13 protein-coding genes are annotated in these 19325 nt (G+C 48.5%); 11 read left to right on the forward strand and 2 right to left on the reverse strand.

What is annotated here, in order from left to right:
* The first annotated feature begins 46 nt into the window (after positions 1–46).
* The gene (locus ACYVEA_RS02060; protein WP_461111651.1) at positions 47–1735 is read left to right on the forward strand and encodes a VRR-NUC domain-containing protein; all 1689 of its coding nucleotides are present in this window, start codon (positions 47–49) and stop codon (positions 1733–1735) included.
* A 10-nt stretch (positions 1736–1745) separates the two neighbouring features.
* Here the strand turns inward: ACYVEA_RS02060 and ACYVEA_RS02065 are convergent, their stop codons facing one another.
* Positions 1746–2483, reverse strand: coding sequence for a class I SAM-dependent methyltransferase (locus ACYVEA_RS02065; protein WP_461112936.1), 738 nt, complete (start codon positions 2481–2483; stop codon positions 1746–1748).
* Positions 2484–2655: 172 nt separating this feature from the next.
* On the opposite strand from ACYVEA_RS02065, the gene ACYVEA_RS02070 reads away from it, so the two are divergent.
* Complete coding sequence (locus ACYVEA_RS02070; protein WP_093823941.1) at positions 2656–3057, forward strand: c-type cytochrome; 402 nt, start codon at positions 2656–2658, stop codon at positions 3055–3057.
* A gap of 82 nt (positions 3058–3139) precedes the next feature.
* Here the strand turns inward: ACYVEA_RS02070 and ACYVEA_RS02075 are convergent, their stop codons facing one another.
* Positions 3140–3604, reverse strand: coding sequence for a hypothetical protein (locus tag ACYVEA_RS02075; protein WP_461111652.1), 465 nt, complete (start codon positions 3602–3604; stop codon positions 3140–3142).
* A gap of 582 nt (positions 3605–4186) precedes the next feature.
* On the opposite strand from ACYVEA_RS02075, the gene ACYVEA_RS02080 reads away from it, so the two are divergent.
* From ACYVEA_RS02080 to ACYVEA_RS02120, 9 genes are all read left to right on the forward strand, one after another.
* Positions 4187–7480, forward strand: a complete 3294-nt coding sequence (locus ACYVEA_RS02080) for a SusC/RagA family TonB-linked outer membrane protein (RefSeq protein ID WP_461111653.1) — start codon at positions 4187–4189, stop codon at positions 7478–7480.
* Positions 7481–7564: 84 nt separating this feature from the next.
* Positions 7565–9301: a RagB/SusD family nutrient uptake outer membrane protein gene (locus ACYVEA_RS02085; RefSeq protein ID WP_461111654.1), complete on the forward strand. Its 1737-nt coding sequence runs from the start codon at positions 7565–7567 to the stop codon at positions 9299–9301.
* 85 nt (positions 9302–9386) lie between these two features.
* Positions 9387–10706: a Gfo/Idh/MocA family protein gene (locus ACYVEA_RS02090; protein WP_461111655.1), complete on the forward strand. Its 1320-nt coding sequence runs from the start codon at positions 9387–9389 to the stop codon at positions 10704–10706.
* A gap of 38 nt (positions 10707–10744) precedes the next feature.
* Positions 10745–11167 carry a tRNA (adenosine(37)-N6)-threonylcarbamoyltransferase complex ATPase subunit type 1 TsaE gene (gene tsaE, locus ACYVEA_RS02095; RefSeq protein ID WP_461111656.1) on the forward strand — a complete coding sequence of 141 codons (423 nt, stop codon included), beginning with the start codon at positions 10745–10747 and terminating at the stop codon, positions 11165–11167.
* A 105-nt stretch (positions 11168–11272) separates the two neighbouring features.
* Positions 11273–12484, forward strand: a complete 1212-nt coding sequence (locus ACYVEA_RS02100; protein ID WP_461111657.1) for an alanine dehydrogenase — start codon at positions 11273–11275, stop codon at positions 12482–12484.
* Between the two features lie 59 nt (positions 12485–12543).
* Entirely contained in the window at positions 12544–12948 is a 405-nt protein-coding gene (locus ACYVEA_RS02105) for a hypothetical protein (protein ID WP_461111658.1), read from the forward strand.
* A gap of 469 nt (positions 12949–13417) precedes the next feature.
* Complete coding sequence (gyrB, locus tag ACYVEA_RS02110) at positions 13418–15418, forward strand: DNA topoisomerase (ATP-hydrolyzing) subunit B (RefSeq protein ID WP_461111659.1); 2001 nt, start codon at positions 13418–13420, stop codon at positions 15416–15418.
* A 67-nt stretch (positions 15419–15485) separates the two neighbouring features.
* On the forward strand, positions 15486–17822 hold the full coding sequence (gene ppk1, locus ACYVEA_RS02115; RefSeq protein WP_461111660.1) for a polyphosphate kinase 1: 2337 nt from the start codon (positions 15486–15488) through the stop codon (positions 17820–17822).
* Between the two features lie 212 nt (positions 17823–18034).
* A complete protein-coding gene (locus ACYVEA_RS02120) occupies positions 18035–19276 on the forward strand; it encodes a NupC/NupG family nucleoside CNT transporter (protein WP_461111661.1) in 1242 nt (413 codons plus the stop codon).
* Positions 19277–19325: the final 49 nt, after the last annotated feature.

Here is a 19325-nt window from a genome sequence, read left to right on the forward strand (position 1 = left end):
TCAGGCCGTGAACAGCATAACACGGCCTGAAGACCGTGTGTAAACTATGGTTGGACGACAGAAAATTATCCTTACCCCCCGCTATTACCTCGACAATTTCCGCTACGTACTGGACTTTGTTAAACGGCTTTACGGTCAACTTCTGAATGAGGCCGAATGGGATTTCGTGCGTCGATTCGATGCTTTATCGCTCGATGCGCAGTGTCTGTATGTCCGCTTCAGTAACCGCAAAGGACTCTTTTTTCGTATCAACAAACTACAGTATGCCGAAATAAGTGACGTAACGGCTGCGGCCGATGAATTGATTACAGCGGGATTTATTGAGCGACTCTCAGCCCAACATGCTATAGTTGGTGAAGCCGCACTGAGCGTTTTTACCAAACCCGAACTACTCGACCTACTGCCCCTGGAACCCGAAGAAATCCGACCATTAAACAAAGAAAAAAAAGAGGGAGTAGTACGCTACGCATTAAATGAACTCGATTTCGGCGAGATAGTTACTAGCCTGACCACCCGTGAGACGGTCACTAAAATGAACTTCGAAGCCGAAGGTATGATGGTTAAATACCTGTTTTTCGGTAACCGGGGGGGTAGCATGACCGAGTTTGTGGTGCGCGATCTGGGCATGGTTAACTTTGAACGCTACGACGAGAGTAAGTTAACGGCCCGCTTCCGCACCCGGAAAGAAGTAGAGGATAAACTGCTGATTTCGCTCACGAGCGAAGAATTTTACGACCTCAAGGAATCTGAAACGCCCGCCGAAGACATATATAACTGGTTTTTAAACTGGAACGAAACCCGGCCCGAACTAACCGAGATTGCGATTCCAGCCTATCAGAAATTAGTGGTTCGGGTGGGCGCTTATCTGGAACGGCAGAAATTGCCCGAGCAGGCGCTGTCAGTTTATGAACTTTCTGATCGCGTGCCCGCCCGCGAACGGCGTGTTCGGTTACTGTTCAAAAACGGTTCTGTAGAGGAAGCCCTAGCTCTGTGCGATGAAATTGCGGTAAATCCCCTAAATGCGGAGGAGCGTTATTTCGCCACCGATTTCCGGGAGAAAATTCTGAGTGTAGGTGAAAAGAAACGGCCCCGAAAAGCAACCACGCGCTTTTTGCTGGATGCCGACAGTGTCAACATTCCGGCGGCATATCGGCATCACGTCGAAGCGGGGGTCATGAATTATTACCTGGAGAATGATTACGACGCAGCGTTTACGGAGAACTACCCGTGGCGCGGTCTGTTTGGGCTGGTGTTCTGGGATATAATCTACGACGCCAACGTATCAGCCATTCACCATCCGCTGCAACGTGCTCCGTCGGATTTTTACCTGCCCGATTTTTACGTCAAGCGCGAAGACCTGCTCAAAAAGAGATTGGCCGAACTCACCACGAAAGATGAGTGGCGACGGCATACGGGCCGGATGTTCAACGCTAAATACGGTATCACGAACGTACTGGTCGATTGGTCGGATGAACTATTGACACTTGTTCAGCGAATGATCGAACTACTGGATGTTGAACAGTTGCGGCTAATTCTGCTCGAAATGGCGCGTAACCTCCGCGAACACACGCGCGGTTTCCCTGACTTGCTGATCTGGAATGAACAAGGCCAGTACGATTTTGTCGAAGTTAAATCCCCCACCGATCACCTCGGCCCTCAGCAACTACATTGGCTGGAATTTTTCCAGACGATCGGCGTCCATGGCAAAGTGATACGTGTCATTTGGGAACTGTAGAGACAAGTCTTTACACGAATCCCACGCGTAAAAAAATCGGGAAACGTACGTCGCGCTCTCCATCTCCCCAGATTGGCACCAGCTCCTCCCCCAGCCCAACTACGGGGTCTTCTTCGTTTTCGTGGATGTATTGCCGAACGGCTGACCAGGTTCGGAGGTAATTCAGAAATCGCTCCAGCGACCATGTTCGGCGGGCGGTAAATTCAGCTCGTTGCGGATCGGCGAAAGGGAAAGGCAACGTAGCATAGGCGTCATCAATATAGGCACGCTGCGGGTCCCAGTACGGTCCGATCCGGTTGCGGTAGAAATCCAGCATAATCGGGTCAAGGTCTGGACCAAGCTGCACCAAACCGTAGCCCCATTCGGCAAGCACGGCGCCGGGTCTGGCAACGCGCCGAACCTCCTGGTGAAAGGCGGCCACATCAAACCAGTGCAATGCCTGCGCCACAGTGATAAGATCGAACGTATTATCAGCAAAGGGCGATTGCTCGGCGGGGCTAATCTGGTAGTTGATATTCGGCTTTTTTATGGCCAGAATGAGCTGAGTTTCGCTGATGTCGGTGGCCTCGACCTGGGCGAAGAAATCGGCCAACGCACCCGCCACCTGCCCGTTTCCCGTAGCACAATCCCAGGCTGCCTGTCGATTTTCAGTGAAAGACAAGACAAAATCATATAACTCTGCCGGGTAGTCAATTCGGTATTGAGCGTAGAGATTGGCGTGGCCGGAGAAGCGATCGAGCGGTTGCATATTATTTTGTTTTGCCAATTTTAAACGTTTTTAAGGAACAACTGTCTAATGTTTTGTTTAATAGGAAAAACTGAAGCCAAAATTGGGTTATCGTCCGAAACCATCTATTTTTGCGAGGTAGCCTATTAACCAATTATTAATCAGTCAGTCCATTTTTCCGCTTACCTAGCTCATGAAAAAAACTTTTGGCATTCTCATCGCTTCGGCTGCGCTGGCCGTAGCCTCCATTGATGCTAACGCTCAGGCACCAGCCGATATTCCAGAGGAAATGAATACGCTGATGACGAAATATACCTGTATTGCCTGCCACCGTCCGAATCAGCGATTAGTGGGCCCAGCTTATGCAGACGTAGCCAAGAAAAAGTACTCCACCGAAGAAATTGTAAATCTGATTTATAATCCTATTCCGGCGCACTGGCCTGGCTACCCCCCAATGGCTCCTATGAAACAGGTACCGAAGGAAGATGCTACCAAGTTAGCCGTGTGGATTAACTCATTGGATGGCGGTGGAGCAAAAAAGAGCTCTACCAAAAAGACCACGAAATCAGCTAAGACCACGAAAAAAAGCGCCTAGATTTTCCTCGACGTTTTCGATCATAAAAAAAGCACCAGATTTAGGTCTGGTGCTTTTTTTATACCACTTTCACTACGTTCTGCTATTGGCTGACAATCAGCTTTTTCTCCACGGTTGTTTCGGGGGTTTTGCGGACTGGCTGGCTGGTCATCGTAATATGGCTCGTTGTTGGTGGCTCGATCGAAAACGTTTGAGTGAAGAGATCGTTCTTTTTACTGAGTTCGATCGTGTAGGTTCCAGCAGGCATTAAAGCAAAATCGAACCGTCGGCGGTAAAGAGCTATCGACTCGAATTCTTCATACACAGGTTTCCCATTCTCACCCCGAATAACTACCCGAACAGCACCCTTCGTTCGGTTATTGAAGTTGATTCGGATCGTCGTAGGGCTGCTAATAACCGGATAAGCTACAGCCTCGAAGCTGGTGGGCGAGGCAGATAGATCTGCTTGGCCCGTAAACGTCTGCGCCTGAATGGATGAGGCCGATAAAAGGCAGGCTGTTGCTACAAAAAGCGTTTTGTAGTGGTCAAAAATGTGATTGATTTTCATTGTGTTTACTGGTTAAATGGATGTGGATAGACTCATCCGACTTCGTGCCGAATGAAGGACAATTGGTTGAACCGTGGAAGTACTGCCAATTTCAGGCGGGTGTAGTTGCCTCTTGATCATTACCTCTACAAACAGTTAGTCGTGCGAACGATACGAGCGGGAAACATTCTGTTTTAGATCAGTACGTCCTATCAGGCTCCAGGCGTCTGTAACCCAGCGATCAATACCTTATATTCATAGAAAAGGCACCGAACTATAGTTCGGTGCCTTTTCTATGAATATTCTACCTAACCCCAGCTTTCACTTTATACTTTGTCTCCCTCCTATTACTCATTGACGATACAAGACAGATTACTAGGGAAAATACGCATATAATACTGATTATCAACTACTAAAAAAAATAAGTTTAAATAAATTGAATCATTAAATTATCATATAAAATTTTTGACGAGCCTGGAGACACTTACTATTTTATCAATTTATTCATAATGTAAGTAAAAATACAGTTAGAACTCTTAAGGACTTTGCTTTAGGCATTAATACCTAGAAGTATACTTTTACTTAATTCTCCCCCCATCCATGATGAACAAAGCTTTACAACAAGCCTACCGTCGATTACCACTTCTCCTATTAAGCTGGCTGTTGTGTACGGTAGCATTCGCTCAGGACCGAAAAATAACCGGTCGAATTACAGACGGAAATGATAACAATGCCCTTCCCGGAGCCAATGTCGTGGTGAAGGGTACACAAACCGGTGTTGTTACCGATGCTAACGGCCAATTTTCGCTGAACGTCGCTGCCGGTCGTGACGTACTGACCATTTCGGCAATTGGCTACGCATCGCAGGAGATCACTATTGGGAATCGTACAACCCTTACCATTACGCTCGCTCCAGACATTAAGACGCTGAGCGAAGTAGTGGTGACGGGGTATGGTTCTCAGGCCAAGCGCGACATTACTGGAGCCGTCGCTACGGTAGACACCAAGCAACTGCTGTCGGTTCCGGCCACGAACGTCGGCCAAGCCCTACAGGGTCGTGTGGCAGGCGTAACGGTCGGCAATGAAAACGCACCGGGTGGTGGCGTTATGGTACGTATCCGTGGTTTCGGTACGATCAATGACAACTCCCCGCTTTATGTCATCGACGGTGTGCCAACCAAAGGCAACCTGAACACCCTTAACCTGGGCGACATCGAGAACCTGCAAGTATTAAAGGATGCGTCGTCAGCATCAATTTACGGCTCACGGGCGGGTAACGGCGTTGTCATCATCACGACAAAAAAAGGCAAAGCGGGCAAGCCCAAATTTACGTATGATACGTATTATGGCTCCCAGCGGCACGGCAAGTTACTGGACATGCTCAACACGCAGGAATACGCTAATCTCATCTGGGAATCCCGCAAAAACTCGGGTGTTGTAGGAGCCAACGGCAATCCGGTGCATTCGCAGTTTGGCAATGGCCCAACACCTGTAATTCCTGATTACGTTTTACCCAGTGGTGTATTAATCAGCAATCCAATCACTGGTGCACCTGTCAACGATCCACGCGTTGCCCAAAACCCGGACGGTACGTATGTCAACTACAACAATGACATTAACTCCCCAAACTTCCTTCTGATCACGAAAGCCAATAAAACAGGCACGGATTGGATGGAAGAAATTTTCCGGACGGCCCCGATTCAGAACCACCAGTTGGGGGTTTCGGGCGGCAGCGAAAACGGACGCTATGCCATGTCACTCAACTACTTCAACCAGGATGGTATTATGAAGTATACGGGCTACAAACGGTATTCGTTACGTGCCAACACAGAATTTAACGTCAATAAGCGCATTCGCGTGGGTCAGAATTTCCAGGTGGCTTATGGCGAACGGATCGGTCAGCCCAATGGAAACAATGCCGAGAGCAACCCAATTTCATTTGCGTACCGGATTCAGCCGATTATTCCGGTTTACGACGTAGCGGGAAACTTTGCCGGCACACGCGGTGGCGACCTCGACAACGCGTTCAACCCAATGGCCGATTTGTACCGCAACAAGGATAACAAAGAGATTGAGGTTCGCTTGTTTGGTAATGCTTTTGCCGAAGTAGACATTCTCCCCAATCTGACGGCCCGCACCAGCTTTGGGATTGACTACAACATCTATAACTACCGCAACTACTCGATTCGGAATATCGAAGCATCGGAAGCCCGTGGTTCTAACAGCCTGGCAACCACTAACAACTATGGCTGGACATGGACGTGGTATAACACCCTGACGTATAATCTGGCCCTCGGCGACCGGCACCGCTTTAATGTGATTGCGGGTACGGAGTCTATCAAAAACTACTTCGAGTTCTTTGATGCCTCGCGTACTAACTTCGCCGTAGATGATATTGAAAACCGTTACCTGAGCGCAGGTACGGGTGTTCAAACCAACAATGGTGGGGCATCGAACTGGCGACTGGCTTCTGAGTTTGCAAAACTTAATTATGGGCTGGACGACAAATACCTGCTTGATCTGACGGTCCGTCGGGACCGTTCATCACGCTTTGCACCTGAGTTCCGGTCAGCGGTATTTCCGGCAGCGAGCGCAGGCTGGCGTATCTCGAAAGAGAATTTCTTCAAACCCCTGACGATTGTCGACGATCTGAAGTTCCGGGTGGGTTACGGGCAAACCGGTAACCAGGAAATTGGTAACTATAACTCGTTTACCCAGTTCAGCACTAACCCCATTACGTCGTTCTACGACATCAATGGCACGCGCACATCCGCCGTACCGGGTTATGAACTGACTCAGTTTGGTAATGCCAAAGCGAAATGGGAAACAACAACCAGCCTCAACATCGGCTTCGATGCCAGCCTGCTCAAAAATCGCCTGACGGTTGGGTTCGACTGGTACACCCGTACTACGTCCGACATGCTCTTTCCTGTCCAACCAGCTCTGACGCAGGGCGTTGCAACGGCTCCCTTCCAGAATATCGGCTCGATGCGCAACCGGGGTGTTGACCTGATGATTAACTATGGCGATAAAATTGGTGGCGGTGGCCTGACCTATAATGTTGGCGTCAATTTCAGTACATACCGGAACGTAGTGACCAAAACAACCGGCGATCCCAGCACGCAGTATTTCGGTATCAATGATGAGCGGATTCAGAACTTCGTTGTCACGCAGCAGAATTATCCGCTGGCTTCGTTCTTCGGTTACACCATCGACGGAATTTTCCAGTCGAATGAAGAAGCTAAAGCATATGTCCCGCAGTTTGGCGATAAAGCCGCTGGTACGGCGAACAACCCGGAAAACGTAGCGGGCCGGTTTAAATTCCACGACACCAATGGCGACGGGGTTATCAACTCCCAGGACCTGAGTATCATTGGCAGCCCGCACCCAAAATTCAATTATGGCATAAACCTGAGTCTGAATTATAAAAACTTCGGGCTAACGCTATTTGGGCAAGGTGTTCAGGGAAACCAGATTTTCAACTATACCAAATACTGGACCGACTTCCCAACATTCGGTGGCAACCGCAGCACGCGTATGTTGTATCAGTCGTGGCGTCCCGGTGCAACCGATGCTATTCTTCCCCAGCTTCGGTCGGCCGATCAGGTTAGCATTCAGCCGTCAACCTATTACCTCGAAAGTGGTTCGTATTTCCGCATGAAGAACATTCAGTTGACATACCAATTGCCACAGGTCTTGCTATCGAAATTGAAGATGGGCGCTACGTCGGTTTACATTCAGGCCCAAAACCTGTTCACGATTACGAAGTATTCGGGTATGGACCCTGAAGTTAATCTACGGGCCTATTCGGCTGGTAACGACCGTCAGATCGGCGTAGATGGTGGCTCGTATCCAGTAGCTAAAACCATACTGGTAGGTCTGAATTTAAGCTTCTAATGTAAGATATATGGTGTATGATATTGGATGTATTCTTTCGTGAACATACATCATATATCCTACACCATACATAAAAACATCATCATGAAAAAAACAACCATTTTCATAACAACAGTTTGTCTGGCAGTGGCCACCTCCTGCTCCGACAAGTTCCTGGATGTGCAGCCTAAAGCCGCATTGGCCGTTACGGTATTGCAAAACAAAGCGGGCGTTAACTCGCTGCTCATTGGCGCTTATTCGCTGCTGGATGGCTGGGCAACCCCCGAAGGCGCTTACCGCTCCTATAATGTCGGTGCCGATAACTGGGTATATGGCAGCGTAGCCTCCGACGATGCCTACAAAGGCACGATTGCTGGCGACCAGCCGAATATCTCCCTAATCGAGCAAAACAATATTCAGTCCGACAATATCTATTTTCGGGGCAAATGGCGGGGTATGTACGATGGAATCGCTCGGTCTAACGACGTATTACAGGCAATGGCTGCCGCCAAAGACATGACTGATGCGGAGAAGGCACAGGTCAATGCCGAAGCGCGGTTTCTGCGGGGTCATTATCATTTTGAACTCAAGAAAATGTTCAATATGGTCCCCTATATCGACGAAAAAATATATAATCCGAACGATCTGGAAAGCACGAAATTGCCGAACAATGTCGACATCTGGCCTAATATTATGGCCGATCTGAAGGCGGCTTATGATGTTCTGCCAGCCAAACAGTCGCAGGTTGGCCGGCCTACCAAATGGGCGGCAGCCGCCGAAATGGGGAAAGCGTATCTTTTCCAGAAAAAATACGCCGAAGCCAAACCCCTGCTCGAAGCCGTCGTAGCCAGTGGTCAGTACAGACTGGTAGACAGGTATCACGACAACTTCAAGGCGGTAACCAATAACAATGCTGAATCCATTTTTGAGGTACAGTATTCGGTCAACGATGGGGCATCGGGTGGCGAAAACGGCAATATCGGCTCTACGCTAAACTATCCGTATGGTGGTGGTGGCGTTACGACTTGCTGCGGCTTTTTCCAGCCATCGCAGAACCTGGTGAACTCATTCAGAACAGACGCAACTGGTCTGCCATTAATGGATACGTTTAATGCCACGGACGTTACCAGCGATCAGGGCATTGAATCGACAGCGGCTTTTACCCCCTATGCCGGACCAGTCGATCCGCGTTTAGACTGGACGGTTGGCCGTCGCGGGATTCCGTATTTAGACTGGGGCGTTCACCCTGGCAAAAACTACGTTCGCGATCAGTCGTATGGCGGCCCATTTTCGCCGAAAAAGCACGTCATGTACAAGTCTGACGTTGGCACGAACACCTTCGCAGGCAACCCCCGCCTGAACGCTAACAACTACCGCATGATTCGGTATAGCCACGTATTGCTGTGGTTAGCTGAAATCGAAGTAGAAATTGGTGACCTGAATAAAGCCCGTGGGTATGTAAACCAGATTCGCAAACGGGCTGCGAATCCTGATGGTTTTGTCAAAACGGCGGATGGCAAAGCAGCTGCGAATTACGTTATCAGTGAGTATACAGCTTCCTGGACGGATAAAGATCTGGCACGCAAAGCAGTGCAGTTTGAAGAACGCCTGGAGTTTGGCATGGAAGGCCATCGCCGGTTCGACCTTGTCCGCTGGGGCATTGCAGATCAAGTACTTAATGCTTATTATGTAGGAGAATCCGTACCTACAAAACGGACTTATCTGAAAGGCGTTACGTTCACAAAAGGTAAACATGAGTATTTCCCGATTCCAATTCAGGAAATCTTTAATAGCAAAAAAGGAAGCACGGCAACACTAACCCAGAATCCGGGTTACAATTAACGGGTTTCGGTATTTGGTTTATGGTGGGCAATAGACAAGTAAAGCTTGTCTGTTGCCCACTTTTGTTCTTTAAATTACTACGCTCATGTCCGATCCATTTGCTCAGCCAAATCGCCGAACGTTCTTAAAACAGGCCGCCAGCCTATCCGCCTTTTACATTGTTCCGCGCCATGTATTGGGGCGTGGTTATCTGGCCCCCAGCGATCAGATTTCCATAGGCTTCATTGGTCTTGGCAAACAAAGTGGCGGCTTACGTAATCAGTTTCTAAAAAACGATGCCCGTATTGTGGCCGTCTGCGATGTGGACCAACCCAAAGTAACGGCGTTCTCCGAAGCGGTGAATAAATTTTATGCCGAAAAAGCCGAAAAGACGTCTTACAACGGTTGTTTGCTCTATGATGATTATCGAAAACTGCTCAACAATAAAGGGGTCGATGCCGTCGTGATTGCTACCCCCGACCATTGGCACAGCGCTATTGCCATCGCTGCGGCTAAAGCAGGAAAAGACATTTACTGCGAAAAACCGCTGTCACTCACCATTCAGGAGGGCCGCGATATGGTGAACGCTACCCGAACATATAAGCGCGTGTTTCAAACAGGCAGTATGCAACGCTCATGGAAAGAGTTTCGGCAGGCAGTCGAATTGGTACGTAACGGGTATATCGGACAGATAAAAACGGTGAATGTAAACGTGGGCGGTCCTCCGCACGACTTCGATCTGGCAGCCGAACCTATTCCTGCTGGCCTGAACTGGGACGCCTGGCTCGGCCCCAATGTAGTTGAACGACCCTATAATAATGTACTTGACCCTGTTCTTGGCGCTTCGTTCTGGGGAAAATGGCGCGACATCCGCGATTTTGGCGGAGGTGGTATGACCGACTGGGGCGCCCATATGTTCGATATTGCTCAATGGGGACTGGATATGGACAATTCCGGCCCGACAGAACTGACTCCGGGAAAAGATGGAGCAGGCTTAGTCTATCGCTATGCCAATGGGGTTGACATGCACCATACGCCTGTAGATGGGCCACAATTCTGCCAATTCATTGGTACCGAAGGAGAAGTAAAAGTAAGCCGTGGCAACCTGACGACCACACCTGATACGTTAAAAGACAAGGTCATCGGCGAAGGCGAAAAACATAGCAACCGGTCCGCCAGTGCGGACAAACGGGTCTATTTCAGTGACAATCACTACAAAGATTTTCTGGATGCTATCAAAAGCCGCAAGAATCCCATTTGCGATGTGGAAGTAGGGCACCGCACGGCGTCGGTCTGTTCGCTCGGCAATATTGCCTATCAACTGGGTCGCCCGCTCCGATGGAATCCAGTCGCAGAAAAATTTGATAACGACGCCGAAGCGAACCGATTACTCAGCCGCCCCATGCGAACGAAGTGGACCTCCTAAAAATATGTATCTTTGCGGGCTGTTAACGTAACACGCCCATGAAGCTGGTTATTCACGAACTCAATGACCTCGATTCCGTAGCGCACCGACTGCTGGCCGAAGGTCGTAATCAATCGGTATGGCTATTTGAGGGCGACATGGGAGCGGGCAAAACCACACTTATTAAAGCGCTCTGTAGAGCGTTGGGCGTGGTTAGTACGGTACAAAGCCCAACGTTTTCGATTGTCAACGAGTATACCACCCACGAAGGTCATTCGGTTTATCACTTCGACTGCTACCGGCTTCGGAATGAAATCGAAGCGCTGGATATTGGTATTGAAGAATACTTCGATTCAGGCGATTACTGTTTCATTGAATGGCCGGAGCGCATCACGTCGCTATGGCCAGCTACGTACTATCAGGTTCACCTATCCGCAGATTCAGCGGGTAGCCGGATCGTGGAAAGTAGATTGATTGACTAGTTTACGATATTCGGTATACGGTTTTTGGTATACGGTAGGCTGATACATACTTGTTCGCGTTCGCCAACTACATACCAAGAACCGTAAACCATAAACGTCAAAGCATTGACTGGATTTGAGGAATTGGCCAAACAAACGGCCCTGTACCCAAAAGAAGCTCCGCTGGCGGTGAAAACCAGCCGAAACAGCCTGTTAATCGGTTTACCCAAAGAAGTGTCACTTCAGGAAAACCGGATTGCACTCACGCCCGAAGCCGTATCGATTCTGGTACGTAATGGCCACAACGTAATCGTTGAGAAAGGCGCGGGCGAGAAAGCCAAATTTCCTGATAATGAATATAGCGAAGCTGGCGCTCAGATTGCCCCGTCGCCCCAGGAAGTGTATGACGCCAATCTTATTCTTAAAGTAGAGCCGCTGGTGGACGGGGAGTTCGAACACGTAAAATCGGGGAGTACAGTTATTTCGGCCCTGAATTTGCCCTCCCACGATCGGGCTTATTTCGAGAAAATCAACGAAAAGAACCTCACCTGTTTCGGGTATGAATACATTGAGGATCAGAGTGGTGGCCTGCCCATTATCCGATCGATGAGCGAGATTGCGGGCAGTACGGTCATGCTGATCGCTGGCGAATACCTGAGCAATGCCGATAACGGCCGGGGTATTATTCTGGGTGGTATCACGGGTGTTCCTCCCACAAAAGTGGTGATGCTCGGTGCGGGAACCGTAACCGAATACGCCATTCGTACCGCTCTTGGCATGGGGTCTGATGTCAAAGTATTTGACAGACATCTGTATAAACTTCAGCGGCTTAAATACGCGGTTGGTCAGCACGTTTACACGTCCATTATCGACTCCGATACGATGGCCGAAGCGATTCAGCGAGCCGACGTAGTGATTGGTGCCATGCGGGCCGATGATGGCCTAAGCCCGATTGTAGTAACGGAAGAAATGGTTGGCCGGATGAAACCCGATTCCGTAATCATCGACGTATCGATTGACCAGGGTGGCAACTTTGAAACGTCGCGCATGACAACCCACAAAGACCCTGCTTACAAGCATCTGGGCGTCATCCATTACTGCGTTCCCAATATAGCTGCTCGAGTAGCCTACACAGCCAGTATGGCCCTGAGTAATATATTTCTGCCCTTTCTGCTTGAAACGGGCACGACCGGTGGCATTGAACAGATGATGTATGCGAACCGTTGGTTTATGAAAGGTGTTTATAGTCATAAGGGAACGCTCACTAACGCCTATATCGCCCGGAAGTTCAACATGCGTTTCAAGGATTTAGACCTGCTGCTGGCCGCCCGCTTCTAAAACAAGTCGTAAGGGTAACACCCTTTTTACTTACGACTTATTGACTTACGACTGATTTTATGATTAACCATAGCAACGAAAATACGCTCCTCGACGACGCGAACTCATACGATGTCAACCGGGAATTGATGGGTGCGATTTCGTCGGATTTCATCAAAGTTGCCGATCAACTGAAAGAAGCCTCGTACCAAATTCGGAAACGTGGTTTTTCGGACTATCCGGTCTTTGTGGCGTCACGCCGTGAAATACCCGTCGGTCAGCTTCTGATTGCCGCCGATGAAATCGAGAACAAATGGAATTATAAGGCCTCATTCGTCGATGAATTTATCCAGCGCGAACTGATTGGAGCCAATTCCATCGACTTGTGGAAAGAGAATTACAAAGCGCCGGATGAATACTGCTGTTTGTTTGTGGTACATGGCGATTTCGCGGGCTTTGTCTACATTCCCTATCCCGAAGATTAACGACTTTTTACTACGTCTTACTAAGGCCGAATCCATGCGATTCGGCCTTATTTTTATGCCCATTCTTCGCTTACTACAGACTAAAATCTGGCAATTCCAGCCGAGATAAGTTCAATTTACAACGTAGCAAGTTAGGCTTGTCGGCAGGTAGTCCTGGATTTCGTCCAATGATACTTTTTCGAGAAACAGCTATCTGGCAAATAGGGGTTAAAGAATCCCTTTTTTCGGTTATTTACCCTTTAGTCAGGCAGCCATAAATTATACTAAAAGGGATAACAAAGCGTCCAAAAGCTATAATTTATCCAATGGTTTGGGGATCAAAACATTTTTTTGTATATTAAAGCAATCTTGCTAAATACGATAGGAAAAGACGATATTTTTTTGTATTTTTACAATCTATTAAATGTCCCTTGAAAGGGACGTTTACTGAGCCCTGAACAACAAATTTCCGACATTTCTCTATTTTGATATGACCAACGAATTGATTGAAGCAGACGCCCCCGTTGAAACTGCGTTAGGTAACTATGGTGCCGATAACATTCAGGTGTTAGAAGGTCTGGAAGCCGTACGCAAACGTCCATCCATGTACATAGGAGACGTAGGTACCCGCGGGCTGCACCACCTGATTTGGGAGGTCGTTGATAACTCTATTGACGAAGCCTTAGCCGGGTACTGCGACAAGATTACCGTAACGATTAACGCTGATAACTCCGTTACAGTGCAGGATAATGGCCGGGGTATTCCAACCGGTATCAACACCAAGATGGGCGTTTCGGCCCTTCAGATGGCGATGACTATGCTGCACGCTGGGGGAAAATTCGATAAAGATACCTATAAAGTTTCTGGCGGTCTGCACGGCGTCGGCGTATCCTGCGTAAACGCGCTCTCGACCGACCTACGTGTTGAAGTTCACCGCGAAGGCAAAATTTTCGAACAGGAGTACAAAATCGGTATTCCTCAATATGACGTCCGCATCATTGGTGATGCGAACGATACCGGTACAAGAACGCACTTCAAACCCGATGGCAGTATTTTCACAGATACCGTTTATAAATACGATACCGTAGCGGGTCGTTTGCGCGAACTGGCTTATTTGAACAAAGGCATCCATATTTTCCTGAACGACCTGCGTGAGCTGGACGAAAACGGGGAACCTGTTCGCCATGATGATTTCTTTTCGGAAGGTGGTTTGGTTGAGTTCGTCCAGTTTCTGGACGAAACGCGCCCTGCCCTCGATGGCATGAAACCGATCTACATGGAAAGCACTAAGGGATCGACGCCTGTTCAGGTTGCGCTAGTATACAACTACGAAGCTGGAGAGAACGTATTGTCCTACGTCAACAATATCAATACCCACGAGGGCGGTACACACGTGCAAGGCTTCCGTTCGGCATTGACACGCGTTCTGAAAAACTACGCCGATAAAAATCCGGGGGTATTGCCCAAGAACTCGGGCAAGGTGCCGTTCAGTGGTGAGGATTTCCGGAAAGGACTGACCGCCGTCATTTCGGTGAAAGTTCAGGAGCCTCAGTTTGAAGGCCAGACCAAAACCAAACTGGGTAACCAGGACGTAGTGAGTGCCGTAAGTCAGGCAATGGCCGACCTGCTCGAAACATGGCTCGAAGAAAACCCAAAAACAGCCGCGGGTATTGTTAAAAAAGTGCTGGTGTCAGCCCAGGCGCGGATTGCTGCCGATCTGGCCTACAAGCGCATTATGACCGATCGGAAGGATTTCATGGGCGGTATGGGTTTGCCTGGTAAACTGGCTGACTGCTCTGACACCGATCCGGAGAAGTGCGAACTATACCTTGTTGAGGGTGACTCTGCGGGTGGTACTGCCAAGCAAGGCCGCAACCGGGCGTTTCAGGCCATTCTGCCACTGCGTGGTAAGATCCTGAACGTAGAGAAGGCAATGGAGCACAAAATCTACGAAAACGAAGAGATCAAAAATATATGGACGGCCCTGGGCGTGCGGCTCGAAAAGAAAGATGATGAAACAGTGATGAACCTGGAGAAATTACGGTATCACAAAATCATCATCATGACCGATGCCGACGTTGATGGTAGCCACATCCGAACGCTGATCCTGACACTGTTCTACCGCAATATGAAAGCCCTGATCGACAACGGGTACATCTATATTGCTCAACCACCACTCTATCTGGTCAAGAAGGGGAAGGAAGAACGGTATTGCTGGACAGAAGCTCAACGCGAAGCAGCGGTGAAAGAACTGGCCGCTGGTGGTCGCGAAGAAAACGTGGGCGTACAACGCTATAAAGGGCTGGGCGAAATGAACGCCGAGCAACTCTGGAGTACGACGATGAATCCTGATTCCCGTACCCTGAAAATTGTTACGGTTGAATCCGCTGCTGACGCCGACCACGTCTTTTCAACCCTGATGGGTGATGAAGTGGCACCAAGACGAGAGTTCATCGAACGAAATGCCAAATATGCCCGAGTGGATGTTTAACTGAATGATAACATGAAGCGGGCTGAAATGCCCGCTTTTTTGTTTTACTTCAACCCTTTAAACGAGTATGCGTTATTCCTTCAACCCCAACCGTACTATCCTGGGCAACCTGGTTTCTCGATTTACGAATCGGCAGGCCAATGCGCCCGTCCCGGTTACCGATAAAATGGCAAAAGTTAGTGAGAAAGTAAGTAGTGTAATTGATCAAAGCGATTACCTCAGTCGTGATTTAAGCTGGTTAAAGTTCAATGAACGTGTTTTGGATCAGGCCCGTAGCACGAACCGGACACTCATGGAACGCTTGAAGTTTCTGGCTATTTCAGCCTCAAACCTCGACGAGTTTTTTATGATTCGTGTTGGGAGTCTATACAACTATCTCGACTACCACAAGCAACGTATTGATTACTCCGGTTTGCGCGAAGTGCCTTTTCGCAAAGCGCTCTACACAGCCTCTCACCAGTTTTTTCAGGATCAGCAGACTGTTTTTTCAGAACAGTTGTTGCCTTTGTTCGCGGAGAATGGCCTTGAGCTGGTTGGTTACGAAAATTTGACTAAAGCCGAACAGGCTGAAGCAACGGACTATTTCGATCGAGCGATCTACCCAACGCTGACACCCATGCTCTATGATTATACGCACACCTTCCCGGTGCTGCTGGCTAAAGTGTTAATTTTTGGGGTCGTCACACAAAATCCCGACGGATCGGAGATAAAAAGTTTACGCTCTGAAGATGAAGACGACAGGCAACGGCTTTCGTTTGTGCAAATTCCGGCTAATTTACCCCGGTTTGTGTCGTTCGAACGGGAGGACTCGATTGCCTTTGTACCCATTGAAGAAGTAGTCCGGCAAAATATTAAGAAACTATACCGTAACGTCGAGACAATTTCGGTTAATTTATTCCGCATTACCCGAAATGGAGACTTCACACTTGATGAAAACGACGACGATGAAGTAGATTTCATTGACGAGGTTCGCCAAAAAATTAAAAACCGTCGGCTTGGACGCGTAACGCGCCTTGAGATCGAAACGAACGGCAACGGCGAAATCCCTTCGCCCTGGATGCTGAACCTGCTGAAAAAACGCTGGGAAATTGATGACCTGAACATCTTCGAGTCAGACACGTTACTCGATTTTTCGGCCTTCTGGCAGATCATTGGTAACCCAGAGTTCAAGGATGACATGCCTCTCCCCCACGCGCCAGTACCGCCACTGGGTTTAGGACGCGATAAAAACGACGACATTTTCGAAATTATCAAGCAGCGTGATTTGCTGCTACATCATCCCTACAACAACTTCGAACCTGTACTCCAATTGCTTGAGCAGGCAGCTGAAGATCCGAACGTACTGGCTATCAAAATTACGGTCTATCGACTAGCGAAACGGTCACGTATTACTGAAGCCCTGCTGAAAGCGGCCGAGAACGGCAAGCACGTATCAGTTCTATTCGAAGTGAAAGCTCGTTTTGATGAAGAAAATAACATTCGCGAAGCACAACGATTGCAAAAAGCAGGATGCTTTGTTATTTACGGAATCAGCCGGTTCAAAACGCATACGAAACTACTGCTGGTAGTACGTAACGAAGGAAGTCGCGTGGTGCGTTACGCGCACATGGCCACCGGCAATTACAACGAAGATACCTCAAAGCTGTACACAGATATTGGCCTTCTAACGACCAACGAAACGTATACACACGATATTTCGGAGTTTTTCAACGTGATCACGGGTCACTCCGTCCCGAACGAGTATCAGTACCTTATTACAGCCCCGCGAGACATGCGCGAACAATTGTTGCGATTAATCCGGATAGAGGCCGACAATGCGCAGCGCGGTTTGGCAAGCGGCATTTGTATCAAAGTCAATTCCCTGGAGGATAAGCAGGTAATTGACGAACTGTATAAAGCATCGCAGGCGGGTGTGCCCATCCGGCTAATTGTACGTAGCATTTGCTGCCTGCGTCCGCAGCGGGCAGGGTTGAGCGACAACATTACCGTACGATCCATTGTGGGTGATTTCCTGGAGCACACCCGAATATACTATTTCCACAATAATGGCGATCCAAAAGTATATGGTGGTAGCGCCGACGTGATGGTACGCAGTTTCGACCGGCGTATCGAATCATTATTTTATTTGGCAGACCCTCGTGTAACAAAACAGGCCATCCTGATCCTGCATTACAACCTGCTCGATAATGTTAATGCGTATGAGTTGAAAGAAGATGGCGATTTTAAAAGATGCGACGTACCTGAGGGTGGTGAACCATTTAATATGCACCAGCGATTCTTTGAGGTGACAGATAAAGAAGCTCAGGCAGCTAAGTTATTCGAGCTGGAAATCAAGCTACCTGAAATAGCGAAGATTGAGGAAGAGTACCAGGAAGGTGCCGAGCGAGCCATTGCCAATATTTAATCGCGCAAGCTTCCTTAGCTCATCGTATTGCCTGCTTTTTCACTCGCCCTGTCAGCACTAATCTAGACAGGCTGTCCAATAAGCTAACAGGCTTAATCAACGAATATTATTCGTTGATTAAGCCTGTTTTCGTTTAGCGCCCTTTCCAGAGGGTACGTTCCTAGCCTTCTTTTTGTATCTTAGCCGACCTAACTGTAATTGTATCATCCTGAATGGAGCGTTTTACCGGACTAATTGGCATTGTTTTAATTCTGGGCGTCGCCTATGCTCTCTCCAATAATCGTAAAGCAATAAATTATCGTACAGTTGGTGTAGGACTTGCTCTTCAGTTTAGCCTGGCAATATTCGTCCTAAAAACCGACTTTGGCCGGAATCTCTTCCAGGGGCTCGGCTACTACGTTGACCGGCTACTCCAAAAAGCGAACCAGGGAGCGGAGTTCGTCTTTTCATCACTGGTCAGACCAGATGTCCTTCAGAAGGCTTTTGGACCAGGGAATGATTTCATTTTCTTCTTTAAAGTTATTCCGACGATTATTTTCGTGGCCGTGCTGGTCAATATATTCTACCATCTGGGTATAATGCAACGTGTGGTAGCCGTGATGGCGAAGGCTATGAAGTGGCTGATGGGTGTAAGTGGTGCCGAAGCGCTCTCAAACGTGGCCAGTACGTTCGTAGGGCAGGTAGAAGCGCAGATCATGATCAAACCGTATCTCAACGGCATGACCAACTCCGAATTGCTGGCCAGCATGACGGGCTCGTTTGCCTGTATTGCCGGTGGTGTTCTGGCCGTGTATATTTCGCTTGGCGTACCGGCTCCTTACTTGCTGGCGGCCAGCATTATGGCCGCACCAGGCGCGTTGGTCATCAGTAAGATCGTAATGCCTGAAACTCAAATCTCAGAAACCCAGGGAACGGTGAAGGTAGAAATCAAGAAAGCCCATGCTAATCTGCTGGATGCTATTGCCTCCGGAGCCAGCGAAGGCCTAAAGGTAGGTTTCAATGTTATCGCCATGCTTATTGGTTTCATCGCCCTTATTGCACTGATTGATAGCTTATTATTTAAGCTGGGATTTTACGTCCTGGGAATGGGTAACCTAAGTCTGAATTTCTTACTCGGTAAGTTCTTTTCCATCTTCGCCTGGGCAATGGGCGTACCGGGTAAAGACATCGAAACGGCCGGTGCACTAATGGGTACTAAAATGGTGGTTAATGAGTTCGTAGCTTACTTAGACCTGGTAAAACTTAAATCAACACTCGAACCAAAAACAATCGCCATTGTTAGCTTTGCCCTTTGCGGTTTTGCCAATTTTAGCTCGATTGCCATTCAGGTGGGCGGCATTGGCGAGCTAGCCCCACATCGTCGAAGTGATCTGGCTAAACTGGGTTTTAAAGCCCTTATCTGTGGTACGTTAGCCAGCTATATGTCGGCCACTATTGCCGGATTACTACTGTAACACCTTGTTAACACGGGTAATTATAAAAGAAGCAGGCAGCTTACTCATT

The organism is Spirosoma jeollabukense, from assembly GCF_054777855.1.

What these genes read in the sequence shown, in the direction of transcription:
- ACYVEA_RS02060 (WP_461111651.1), top strand. Translation starts at nt 47, where the DNA reads ATGGTTGGACGACAGAAAATTATCCTTACCCCCCGCTATTACCTCGAC.
- ACYVEA_RS02065 (WP_461112936.1), bottom strand. Translation starts at nt 2,483, where the DNA reads ATGCAACCGCTCGATCGCTTCTCCGGCCACGCCAATCTCTACGCTCAA.
- ACYVEA_RS02070 (WP_093823941.1), top strand. Translation starts at nt 2,656, where the DNA reads ATGAAAAAAACTTTTGGCATTCTCATCGCTTCGGCTGCGCTGGCCGTA.
- ACYVEA_RS02075 (WP_461111652.1), bottom strand. Translation starts at nt 3,604, where the DNA reads ATGAAAATCAATCACATTTTTGACCACTACAAAACGCTTTTTGTAGCA.
- ACYVEA_RS02080 (WP_461111653.1), top strand. Translation starts at nt 4,187, where the DNA reads ATGAACAAAGCTTTACAACAAGCCTACCGTCGATTACCACTTCTCCTA.
- ACYVEA_RS02085 (WP_461111654.1), top strand. Translation starts at nt 7,565, where the DNA reads ATGAAAAAAACAACCATTTTCATAACAACAGTTTGTCTGGCAGTGGCC.
- ACYVEA_RS02090 (WP_461111655.1), top strand. Translation starts at nt 9,387, where the DNA reads ATGTCCGATCCATTTGCTCAGCCAAATCGCCGAACGTTCTTAAAACAG.
- tsaE (WP_461111656.1), top strand. Translation starts at nt 10,745, where the DNA reads ATGAAGCTGGTTATTCACGAACTCAATGACCTCGATTCCGTAGCGCAC.
- ACYVEA_RS02105 (WP_461111658.1), top strand. Translation starts at nt 12,544, where the DNA reads ATGATTAACCATAGCAACGAAAATACGCTCCTCGACGACGCGAACTCA.
- gyrB (WP_461111659.1), top strand. Translation starts at nt 13,418, where the DNA reads ATGACCAACGAATTGATTGAAGCAGACGCCCCCGTTGAAACTGCGTTA.
- ppk1 (WP_461111660.1), top strand. Translation starts at nt 15,486, where the DNA reads ATGCGTTATTCCTTCAACCCCAACCGTACTATCCTGGGCAACCTGGTT.
- ACYVEA_RS02120 (WP_461111661.1), top strand. Translation starts at nt 18,035, where the DNA reads ATGGAGCGTTTTACCGGACTAATTGGCATTGTTTTAATTCTGGGCGTC.